An 11,412-nucleotide genomic window follows, 5' to 3' on the forward strand; every position below is an offset into this window, starting at 1 on the left:
CCGGGGTGTCACACCCCGGGGCTTCTCGCTGTCTCCGGGTGTTTTTCCGGGGCGTTCTCCCCGGGGTTTTCTTCTCTGCGGGTCTCCATCCCGCGGGTGCGTTCTCCGAGGGTGTTGTTCCCGGGTTCTCTTATACCGCGTTCTCGTTCTCGTTCTCTGTTCTCGTTCTCTGTTCTCGTCTCTGTTCTCGTCTCTGTTCTCGTTCTCTGTTCTCGTTCTCTGTTCTCGTTCTCTGTTCTCGTTCTCTGTTCTCGTTCTCTGTTCTCGTCTCTGTTCTCGTTCTCTGTTCTCGTTCTCTGTTGTCCTTCTCTGTTGTCCTTCTCTGTTCTTCTTCTTCTTCTTCTTCCTCTTCTTCTCCGTCTTCTCTCTTCTCCGTCTTCTCTTCTCTCTCCTCCGTCTTCTCTTTTCCTTCTGTCGTCTCTGCTCCTCTGCTCTCCGCTCCCCGCCGTCAGGGCGCTCTCCCCCTCCGGGAGTCCGTCCTCGCCGGGTGTTCTCTTCCTGCCCGGCGCTCTCCTCGTCGTCGGAGTGCTCTCTTCCTCCGGGTGCTCTCCCTTCGAGTCGTGTCTCCGTGTCCATTTCCATGTGTCTCTCCCTCGCCGTTCTTTCTCGCTCTCCCGACGCTCCCGTGGCTGTGGTGTGCGCGGCATCGGTGCGCTGTATTGAGAGATTGGAATATGGCGTTGATCTGGGGTAAAAGCGGGCCGTTGCGGGTCTCGAATGTCGGTGGTCCCCGGTTGACTGGGGGGTATGAACAGCACTGCGGAGCTTCTGGATCGGGTCGTCGCCGACCTCGATGCGGTGCTGTCCGATGATGCGCTGGCGGGGTTGTCGGATGCGGACCGGGTCGCGGTGTTGCAGGGGGCGGGGGCGGTGTTCCGGCGTGCCGAGGCGGTGATCGTGGAGACGATCGCGACGGGGGATCCGGGCGACTTTCCGCATTCGGCGGGCTGCCGGGGGCTGAATGAGCTGTTGCAGCGGACGGTGGGTGTGGATGTGCGGGGTGCGACCCGGGTCGACAGGGTGGTCGATCTGGTGCGGCGGCCGATGAGTCTGGCGGGGGAGAGGATGCCGGCGCGGTGGGCGGAGATGCGACTGGCGCTGTTGGACGGGGTAGTCGGGGTCGCGGGGTTTCTGGCGGCAACGGCGCCGATCGAGAAGGTCTGGGATCGGCTCACGGTCGATCAGCGGTTGGCGGCGGATGTCGCGTTGGCGGGGTGCGCCCGCGGTCACGGCCTCGAGGCGGATACGGATACGGATGCGGATGTCGATGAGGTCCCGGATGCGGATGACGACACGGCGGGTCCGTCGCCGACGGCGCAGGATCTGAAGGCTCTGGCGGAGGATCTCGCGTCGATGTTCGATCCGGATGGTGAGGAACCGAAAGACGAGGATGCGCGGCGTCGTCGGGGGATCACGATCGGCCGGGTGAAAGATGGCATGCATGCGATCCGTGGCTACCTGACCCCGGACGCCGCGGCCCAGTTGCAGCTCATCCTGGACGCGATCCTCAACCCCAAGGGCGACGGGCCGCCGATGCCGGGGGTGTTCTTCGCCCCGACCGGGGGCACCGATGCCGACACCGATTCTCCCGACGCCGACTCTTCTCCTGGTCCTGGTCCTGGTCCTGGTGCCGGTTCTGGCGTCGACGCTGACGCCGAGAGGGGGCGCGATCCGGAGGAGACCGATCCGTTCAACTCCGACCCGCGGTCTGTGCTCGATGACCGCACCGCGGCGCAGAAACGCCACGACGCCCTGACCGCAGCGCTCGGGATCGCGGCGCGGCACAAGGACATGCCCACCCTCGGCGGTGCATCACCGGTCGTCGTCGTCACCGTCGACGCCAACGACCTCGCCACCCACGCCACTCAGGCCACCGGTGCTGTGTTCGGAGGCGCTGCCACCGGTGCTGCCTTCGGAGGTGCCGCCTTCAGAGGCGCTACCTTCGGAGGTGCCGGTGCTGCGGCCGGGGCGCGCGGCAATGGTGGGTGGGCGACGATCCCCGGATCCGGTGCTCATGTTCCCGTCTCCGTCGCGGCGCAGGTCGCGTGCAGCGGAGCGATTCAGCGCGTGCTCATGGACGAGGGGCGGATCATCGGGATCACGACCACGGATCGGATCTTCACCGTGCATCAACGGCGGGCGATCATCGCCCGCGACAAGGAGTGCCTGATCCCCGGATGCCACGTCCCCGCCTCATGGTGCGAGATCCACCACGTCACCGAACACGCCAGGGGCGGCCCCACGCACACCGATAACGGTGTGCCGTTGTGCTGGTGGCACCACCGCTCCCTCGGCACCTCGGGGTGGGAGATCCGCATGAACGACGGCCTCCCGCAAGTGCGCGGACCGGCATGGTGGGATCCCGCCCAGCAGTGGCGCACCCCACGACTCAGCCTGCCGTCACCCGCTCGAGTGCGCCGCACCTCACTTCGCATCTGAGCGCGTTTCGCTCGATGAACTTCGAGTAGAAGCGGTAGAACACGAGCCCGGAACCCATCGGTTGACGCGCGCCGTCACGTGACACCCTCCCTCGCGTGACACCCTCCCTCGCGTGACACCCTCCCTCGCGTGACACTCATCATCACGTGGCTGTCACCACTGCGTGGCACCCAATACCGCGCACCGAGCACCGAACACCGAACACCGAGCACCGAACACCGAGCACTGATCGCCGCACAGCGACCACTGGTTGTCGGCTCTCCACATTCGTATCTGACGTCACACGGCGTCCTAGAGCCGAGCCCGGCGGGTTGGCTGGTGACTGTCACAGCGCATCCGTCACGATCCCCCTCCAGAGGTGGTCGGCACCATGAGAAAGGCAAGACCATGCCCACGGGCTCCCTCGAGGAACAGCTGAGGCCGCAGCTTCTCAGCGGTCTCGCCTACGAGCGACTGCTCGCCGAGATCGTGAGCGGCCGTCTTCCTCCCGGGCAGCGGCTGCGTCTCGACCTGCTCGCCCATGCCTGGGCTGTGTCGCGCACCCCGGTGCGCGAGGCTCTGCAGAGACTGGTCGACATGCGATTCGTGCAGGTGTCGCCGAGCGCAGGGACCCGCGTCGCAGAATGGTCGTCCGTCGACATGGTCGAGCGCGCTCACGTCGTCGGTCGCCTGATCGTCGAGAAGACGTGCAGCGGCCCGCCCGTGCCGATGCGCGAACAGGCTCCTCGGTTCGCCGAAGGCGCCTGTGAACTGCTCGGATACCTCGAACTAGCCGAACACCTCATCTCGCGGGAACTCGGCCGCCTCGGCACGAGGATCGTCCGCGATCACATCGACCCCCTCCGGCTGTTCGTGGACTCGCAGACCGCGAGTCGTCACGGCGTGGACCTCGACGCGGATCGCACTTCGCGCCGCGACCTCCTCTCGGGCGCCCTCGACGCCATCGAGCGACAGGAGCCCGTCGCGGCCCTTGAAGCACTCGACGCGTTCTCGGCATCCTTCATCGACGCGCTCGGATCCGGAACCGCGCGAACCGCCGCCCAGCCGCAACCCCAGACCCCGGACATCTTCTTCTGAGGGCATGCGAGCGTCGGTGCAGCGATCCGTCCCGGGTGTCCGTGGCGACGGCTAGCGTGGACGCATGACGTCACTGATCGCCGGCCCTGACCGACGCGAGCGATGCGGCTGGGTTGGCGACGACCCGGAATACCGCCGGTATCACGACGAAGAGTGGGGCACGCCCCTGCATGGGGATCGGGCGCTGTTCGAGAAGATGGCGCTCGAGGGTTTCCAGGCGGGGCTCTCGTGGATCACCATCCTCCGCAAGCGCCCCCGTTTCCGCGAGGTCTTCGCCGGATTCGTCCCAGAGCTGGTCGCCGAGTTCCATGAGTCCGACGTGGAGCGCCTCATGGCGGATGCGGGGATCATCCGCAACCGGGCGAAGATCGAGGCCACGATCGGCAACGCGCGTATCGTCCGCTCGATGGCAGAGGGCGAGCTCGATGAGCTGATGTGGTCGTTCGCGCCGGCGCCCGGCATCCGCCCCGCGTCCTTCGCAGATGTTCCGGCGGTGACGCCGGAGTCGACGGCGATGAGCAAAGAGCTGCGCCGTCGAGGCTTCAGGTTCGTCGGGCCGACCACCATGTACGCCCTGATGCAGTCGGCCGGCATGGTCGACGACCATGTGGTGGGATGCTGGCGCGCCTGACCAGCAGCATCGGCCCAGACCGCCTTCGAGATCATCCATGCCCTCGATATACTCGTTGATCGGGGGGATCGTCCAGCGCAGCGCGCAGGGCGAATGCAGAGCGCGGTCTCCCATCCGACCGTGAGGAGCATGGGTGGCCACGCGCATGGCATCGACACCGCCGACGCTGGCGGGGTACAGCTATGTGCGCCCGCTGGGCTCCGGTGGGTTCGCCGACGTCTTCCTGTATGAACAGGACATGCCGCGTCGCGTCGCCGCTGTGAAGGTGCTGCTGGCGGATGCGGTGAACCGCGAGGTGCTGCGCACCTTCAACGTCGAGGCCGACATCTCCGCGAGGCTCAGCGCACACCCCTCGATCGTGACGATCTATCAGGCGTCGATCTCTGCCGACGGCCGTCCGTACTTCGCCATGGAGTACTGCCCCGACACCATGAGCGCTCGCTACAAGAAGGCGCCACTGGCGCTCGCCGACGTGCTCGACACCGGGGTGCGTATCGCGGGTGCGCTCGAGACGGTGCACAGGGCGGGGCTCCTGCATCGCGACATCAAGCCGTCGAACGTGCTGATCAACTCCCTCGGGGCTCCCGTGCTCGCCGACTTCGGCATCGCCGCAGCCGTGATCGACGAGGGCGACGGAGAGACGATCGCGATGTCGGTGCCGTGGAGCTCGCCCGAAGTGCTGCAGGAGCGCGTCTCCGGGTCGGTGCCGAGCGAGATCTGGAGCCTCGGTGCCACCCTGTACACGCTGCTCGCCGGAAGGAGCCCGTTCGAGAGAGCGGACCGCGGCTCCAATTCACGCGATCAGCTCACCGATCGGATCATCAAGGCGCGTTACACGGCGGTGCCCGTCGACGGCATCCCTCCGATCATCGACGAGATCTTCGCGACCGCGATGCACCGTGATCCCGCCAAGAGGTTCGCGAGCATGGCCGACTTCGCCGAACGACTCCGCTGGGCGCAGTACGAGCTCGGACTGCACCCGACGGCGTTCGAGGCGGCATCCGCCGAGTGGGCCGCCGCGGCTCCCGTCAGCTTCTCGGACGCCACGGCCCGTGGCCCGGTGATCACGACGGTCGCACCCGACTCGCGACGTGCCGAGCGTGCCGCACGGCAGCAGGCGATGCCGCGCGACCGCGACGACCTGCCCGCAGCGCGTGCGAAGACCCGCTCCCCACTCGTCGCCGGTGTCATCGGCGCGCTGATCGGAGCCGCGGTGCTCGCCGCAGTCGGCCTCGGCGCCCTCCACCTCACCGGGGTTCTGTGATGGCGATCGGCGATCGCGCGCGTGCGGAGGCGAACCCCCGATCACGGGGACGCCTGATCACGGCGATCTCCGGCATCGCCGCTCTGGCGGTGGTGCTCACCCTCGCCATCACCGCGCAGGGCTACCAGTCGCAGGAGGTGCCCCGGCTCGAGTCGTCGGTCTGGGTCATGCGCGACAGCGGTCAGTACGCACGCGTCAACACCGAGCTCGCCGAGATCGACACGGTGCGCAACGTCGACGACCCGGAGGCGGTCTGGCAGAACGGCTCCGCGGCCGTGGTCTATGCGCAGGGCAACCGGCAGCGCTGGGACGTAGACCCTGCAAGCCCCGCCGATCTGCTCTCCGACTCGTCGGAGGAGGGCACGCCGATCGCTTCCGAGCCGACGCCGGCGGGCACGCGGGAGATCCTCTCCGCCGGGGCCCACGTGGCCTATCGCACCGACACCGGTCAGGTGTCGGTGACCACGCTTGACGCCGGCGCGGCCACCGCTCTCGTCGACCCGTTCGCGGGCGTCGAGGTCGAAGAGGGCGAAGATCCCCCGACATACACGGCGGATGCGATCGGACTGTCGCCCGAAGGACTGCTGGTGCTCTATTCCTCGGACGAGGGCGCGATCCGGCGGTTCGACATCGACGAGCACAGCTTCCTCGGCGATCCCGAGTCCGTCTCCGCAGCTCCGGATGCCGCCGAGGGCCTGACCCTCACGGTCGTGGGAGACCGCTGGGCCATGCTCCAGACGGGCACCGGCGAGCTGTGGCTCCAGGGGCGCGACGAGCCGATCGAGCTCGATGTCGCCGAAGATGCGCGCCTGCAGGAGGGCGCCGACTCCGGCGAGGCCGTGGTGATCGCCGACTCCGACGGCCTCGTGTCGGTCGACCTCGCCTCGGGTGAGCCCGAGCGCGTCGCGGAGGCGTCGGGCGTCCCGGCCACTCCGGTCGTCGTGGCAGGCGAGACCTACGCGGCCTGGCTCGACACCGCTGCCGGAACCCTGTGGGCGGATGGCGAGACCGTGCCGCTGCGTGTTCCGGACGAGGCCCTCGACTCGTCGACGATCGAACCGGTGTTCCAGGAGAACGGTGATCGCGCGGTGCTGAGCGAGATCGGCACCGGTCTCATCTGGACGGCCCCCGACGGCGTCCTCATCCCGCTCGAGCAGTGGGCGATCGAAGACGATACCGAGCAGCAGGAGGGCACGATCATCGTCGAGGACGTGGCCGAGCAGATGCCGCCCGTCGCCGTCGACGACGCGTTCGGCGTGCGCGCGGGTGAACAGGTGATCCTGCCGGTGCTGCTCAACGACCACGATCCGAACAAGAAGGACGTGCTGTCGATCGACCCCGACTCGGTGTCGGGCGGACTCGGCGATCCCGCGTTCGGCGACCTGACTCTCGTCGCCAACGGGCAGTCGCTCGTCGTCAATGTCACGGCGGGTTCGGGGCAGGCCAACTTTACCTATGCGGTCACCGACGGCGCCGCCGTGTCGTCGCCGGCGACAGTGACGCTGACCGTCGTCGACGAGGACGCCAACTCCGCGCCCGTGTGGTGCGGGGTCGACGCGTGCCAGCAGGAATGGCCGACACCGCAGCTCCTTCCCGGTGGCAGCACCGTCGTCTCGGCGCTGTCGGGCTGGGTCGACCCCGAGGGCGACCCGTTCGTGCTCAGCGATGCCTACGAGACCGACTCGTCGTCGCCCGTCATGGTCGTGCCCATGTCAGACGGACGGGTGGCCATCCGCCACACCGACCCCAACGCCGCCGATGCGGTGATCTCGGTCACCGTCGTCGTCGAGGATGTGCACGGTGCGACGGCCGAGAAGATTCTCGATGTCCAGGTCACCGGCAGCCCGGCCCTGGTCGCCTCGCCCGTGGCGCTGACCGCCCGAGTCGGAGAGCTGCAGTCGGTCCGCATCTCCGACCACCTGTCCGGAGGATCCGGCTCGTATCGTCTGGTCGACGCCGTGCAGACCGCCGCGACCGCTCAGGGCCTCGAGGTCAACCCCAACGCGGCGTCGGGCACCGTCGAGATGACGGTGGCCGAACCCGGTCAGTACGTCGTGACCTACACCGCCCAGGACGTCTCGACCCAGGCGGAGCAGTCGGCGGTCATCCGCATCACGGCCGTCGACGGATCCGCAGGCCTCGCGATGGCACCTCTGACCGCGTTCGTGCGCGAAGGCGAGGACACGACCGTCGATGTGCTCCGTGCCGTGCAGAACACCAGTGGGCGAGTGCTCATGCTGGCAGATGCCGTGAGCTCGACGCCGCAGCTCGGCGTGCGTGTGGTCGGCAACGAGAGCATCCGCGTCAACGGCACCACGGAGGACGGCGAGCCCGGGGTGATCGGCAAGGCCACCGTGACGGTCGCCGACGGAACCGGAGCCGCGGTGCAGGGAACGGTCACGGTCTTCCTCACTCCGCCGTCGACCGTCACCCGGCCGATCGTGTTCCCCGATGCGATCACCGTCCGTGCCGGTTCACTCACGCGCATCAACGTCGCGGCGAACGACGTGGCCCCGCGCGGTGAACCCCTGGTCGTGCTCCCCGAGGTGACCGGCTCAGGTGAGTCCGGAGAGCTCGTCTTCGCCGATCGCAACGCGCTGCGATACCTCGCACCCACGACGCCGGGCACCTACCGCCTCACGTACTCGGTGTCGCTCGAGCGCAATCCTGCTCTCTCCGACAACGGCGTCGTGACGGTCACGGTCGTTCCTCCGGGCACGAACCGCGCGCCGACACCCTCGACACTGACGGGTCGGGTCCTCAGCGGTCAGACGGTGTCGCTGCCGGTGCCTGCGACCGGCATGGACAGCGACGGCGACCGCGTGGTCCTCGCGGGCATCGACCAGCCCCAGAAGGGCTATGGCACGGCGACGATCTCGGCCGACGGAGACGCGATCGTCTACCGGGCACCGGCGGCCGGCGTCGACGGCGGTCAGGTGACGTTCCGCTACACGGTGCGCGACCCTCAGGGCGAGCAGGGGACAGGCGTGGTCCGCGTCGGCGTGCTCGACGCCGACATCGACGACGCGGCTCCCGTGACCTTCAGCGACTACGTGCGGGTCGAGGCCGGATCGACCACTCCGATCGTGCTGGACCCGCGTCTCAACGACCTCGACCCGGCGCAGAGCGAGCTCGAGATCACCGAACTCGTGCCCAACGCGCCTCCGGTCAAGGGCAACCCGCTGTACGACCGGCTGAACGCGCTGATCGACTCGGACACGTCGCTCGAAGACGGCCGCGTCGTTCTCCGGGCGGGAGACACGGCAGGCACGAACTCCTACTTCTACACCGTCAAGTCCTCGCGCACGTCGAGCACGTCGCAGGGACTCATCGTGGTCACCGTGACCGACGGCGCGGTCGCCGATCAGCCGAGCGTCGCCGACACCGTGCTCACCGCGCGCGACCGGGAAGACCTACCGGAGCGGGGCATCGACGTCGTGACCGACCGTGTGAGCTGGCCGTCGGGCGATGCCTCCTCGCTCACGCTGAGTCTGTGGGGTGACCAGCCCGGATTCACGGTGCAGGGCGACCGCATCGTGGGCGCGGCGCCGGAAGACGGCGCGCTGGTGCCGTTCCAGCTCAAGGGCAAGGGGTCGGGAGGCAGAGACGTGGTCGCCTACGGGTTCCTGCGCATTCCCGCCTTCGACGACATGCAGGTGCAGCTGAAGCCCGGCACCACCCCCGTCGTGGTCGACGAGGACGCGTCTGTCTCGTTCGATGCGGCCGACTATGTCGACCTGATCGCCTCGGATGCCGTCGAGGTGGGCTCCGGCCAGTTCAGCGCCCAGCGCGCGGCGGCGTCGTGCTCAGCCGAGGGCTCTGGCGACGTGACCTACCGAGCCGGCCGGGAAGCGCCCTGGTCCGACACCTGCCTCGTTCAGGTGCGGCTGCAGGGGCAGGAGCGCTGGTCGTTCATCGACGTGCCGATCAGCATCCGCCCTGCGGAGCCTCAGCTGCTGCTGTCGTCGATCTCGCACACGATCGCTCCCGGAACCACCGAGACGGTCGACATGTACTCGAACATGGCCGCCTGGGAGGGCGGCCGCGAGGGGGACGCCGGATCGCTCGAGTACCGGATCGTGTATTCGGGATCGGCCTTCATCGTCACGCGCACCGGTTCTCAACTGACCATCGAAGCGCGAGCGGACGCCAGACCGGGCAACACCGAGAACGTGAGCGTCACGGTGCCGCAGTACGGTGAGCCGTCGGCATCCGTCCGCCTGGTCGTCGGCGCGGCGCCGCCCGATGCGCCGCGGGGCGCGACCTTCACGACGCAGTGCATCGTCACGAACCCGAGCTGCACGATCGATGTCGTCGACGTCGCGGGGGAGTACGACCCGTTCGCGGGCAAGCCCGGATCCGGCCTCCGACTGATGTCGCTCGGCGGGGGCTCGCGGTGCGATGTCGCATCGATCTCGACCTCGGGAAGCACGTCGATCACTGCGACCTGGCCCGGCGGAGGGCAGGCGCCCGGGGGCCAGTGCATCATCCCGTTCATCGTGTCGGATGCGCAGGGACGCACCGGCACCGGAACCCTCACCCTCGACCTGCAGGGCTTCCCGCAAGCGCCCGCCAGCGTGACGACCGTCGGATTCACACGCTCGACCGTGGTGCTCGACGTGCCGCTCGGCGAAGCGGGGCGCGCGCACCCCGGCGTCACCGGTGTGACGATCCTGCAGGACGGCTCCCCGGCGAACGCGTCATGCAGCCCGGCGGGAGGCGTCTACCGCTGCACGGTGAGCGGGCTCGTCAACGGAGCGCCGCATGTCTTCACCGCAGCGGCCGTCAACGCGGTCGGAACCTCAGCGGCCACGTCACCGCACACCAGCTGGGCGTATGCCGCCCCCGAGGTGTCGAACGCGACGGCCACGCCCGTCTACCGCCCAGGAAACACCGAACGCGGACGCGGCATCGTCGAACTCGCGATCGCCGCATCGGACGACTCGCTGTCTTTCCGCGTCGAGGAGACCGGCCAGGTCATCAACCGCACCGGCGCGACGACCTCGGCCGAGATCGCGCTGTCTCCCGGCCCGCAGAACATCACGATCGTGCCGATCAGCCAGTTCCAGCCGCCGACGGGCGACGGCGGCAATGAGGGCGGCGCCTTCCGCACGTCGGTCACGGCCGCGGGAACCGTCTACTTCGACCCCGCGGGCACGAACGCGACAGCGACCTCGAACACGTCGATCGACGTCTCCGGAGTCGCTGCGCAGCCCAACGGCAGCGCCCTCGGAGTCGACGTCGTCTATCTCGCGTGGCGCTCAGGCGATGCGAGCTGCAGCGCCGACGGCAACGGGCGGCTGCGGGTCTCGGGCGCGGAGGCGCAGTCGTCCTCTCCCGCGCTTACCGGACTCGCCGAGTACTCCACTTATAACGTCAAGGCCTGTGCCTCGAACGGGTTCGGCGTGTCCGAGTCGAACACCGCGCAGGTCTTCACCTTCACGTTCGTCGAGGGTCCGAAGGGCAAGACCAACTACACGGTCGCGACCCAGCCCTCGGTCGAGGGCAACCGCTATTCCTATGGCCTGGAGTCGCCGCCCGAGATCGGTGCGCGAGACGGCTTCATCGCGCGGTACAACCTGTACGGATCGTGGTACGAGAACTTCGAGCTGAGCCCCGATGCTTCGCCGCTGCCGGTCGTCGCGCGCTCCTGCCACTCGGTGCTGACCACCTACTGCTCCGATCCGATCGAGATCACCGCGAGGACCGTGCCGACGGTGGTGGTCGTGCAGTTCCAGGAGTGCGTACCGGCGAACCCTGGTGACCTGTTCGTCGTCAGCCGCGCTGCGCGCGGTTCGTACTCGACCATCCTCACCCCGAACATCGTCGACGGGACCTCCGTGATCGACGCGAGGATCACCTGGACGGGGGCCTATGCTCCGCTCAAGTCGATCACGCACCGCGCGCCGCTGTGCACGCAGCCGGATCCGGTCGACCCGCCTGCCCCCGTCCCGTCAGGCCCTGCCGAACCGACCGACCCCGAGGGATGAGCGCGCTCAGA

Annotated in this window: 6 protein-coding genes; 5 read left to right on the plus strand and 1 reads right to left on the minus strand. The window is 68.3% G+C overall.

The features are described from left to right. Positions 1–8: 8 nt before the first annotated feature. A complete protein-coding gene (locus OPU70_RS10005; protein WP_498557663.1) occupies positions 9–647 on the minus strand; it encodes a hypothetical protein in 639 nt (212 codons plus the stop codon). Positions 648–747: 100 nt separating this feature from the next. Between OPU70_RS10005 and OPU70_RS10010 the strand changes: the two genes are divergently transcribed. From OPU70_RS10010 to OPU70_RS10030, 5 genes are all read left to right on the plus strand, one after another. Beyond that, positions 748–2,439 carry an HNH endonuclease signature motif containing protein gene (locus OPU70_RS10010; protein WP_498557664.1) on the plus strand — a complete coding sequence of 564 codons (1,692 nt, stop codon included), beginning with the start codon at positions 748–750 and terminating at the stop codon, positions 2,437–2,439. A gap of 387 nt (positions 2,440–2,826) precedes the next feature. After that, a complete protein-coding gene (locus OPU70_RS10015) occupies positions 2,827–3,516 on the plus strand; it encodes a GntR family transcriptional regulator (RefSeq protein WP_052493029.1) in 690 nt (229 codons plus the stop codon). A 64-nt stretch (positions 3,517–3,580) separates the two neighbouring features. Further along, positions 3,581–4,147, plus strand: a complete 567-nt coding sequence (locus OPU70_RS10020) for a DNA-3-methyladenine glycosylase I (protein ID WP_498557665.1) — start codon at positions 3,581–3,583, stop codon at positions 4,145–4,147. 133 nt (positions 4,148–4,280) lie between these two features. Continuing rightward, positions 4,281–5,411 carry a serine/threonine-protein kinase gene (locus OPU70_RS10025; RefSeq protein WP_228385641.1) on the plus strand — a complete coding sequence of 377 codons (1,131 nt, stop codon included), beginning with the start codon at positions 4,281–4,283 and terminating at the stop codon, positions 5,409–5,411. Further along, positions 5,411–11,401, plus strand: a complete 5,991-nt coding sequence (locus tag OPU70_RS10030; RefSeq protein WP_498557666.1) for an Ig-like domain-containing protein — start codon at positions 5,411–5,413, stop codon at positions 11,399–11,401. The genes OPU70_RS10025 and OPU70_RS10030 overlap by 1 nt, the downstream gene beginning before the upstream one ends. Positions 11,402–11,412 lie beyond the last annotated feature (11 nt).

It is taken from the genome of Microbacterium sp. SWDP-B6 (assembly GCF_059803615.1).

What these genes read in the sequence shown, in the direction of transcription:
- OPU70_RS10005 (WP_498557663.1), bottom strand. Translation starts at nt 647, where the DNA reads ATGCCGCGCACACCACAGCCACGGGAGCGTCGGGAGAGCGAGAAAGAA.
- OPU70_RS10030 (WP_498557666.1), top strand. Translation starts at nt 5,411, where the DNA reads ATGGCGATCGGCGATCGCGCGCGTGCGGAGGCGAACCCCCGATCACGG.
- OPU70_RS10010 (WP_498557664.1), top strand. Translation starts at nt 748, where the DNA reads ATGAACAGCACTGCGGAGCTTCTGGATCGGGTCGTCGCCGACCTCGAT.
- OPU70_RS10020 (WP_498557665.1), top strand. Translation starts at nt 3,581, where the DNA reads ATGACGTCACTGATCGCCGGCCCTGACCGACGCGAGCGATGCGGCTGG.
- OPU70_RS10015 (WP_052493029.1), top strand. Translation starts at nt 2,827, where the DNA reads ATGCCCACGGGCTCCCTCGAGGAACAGCTGAGGCCGCAGCTTCTCAGC.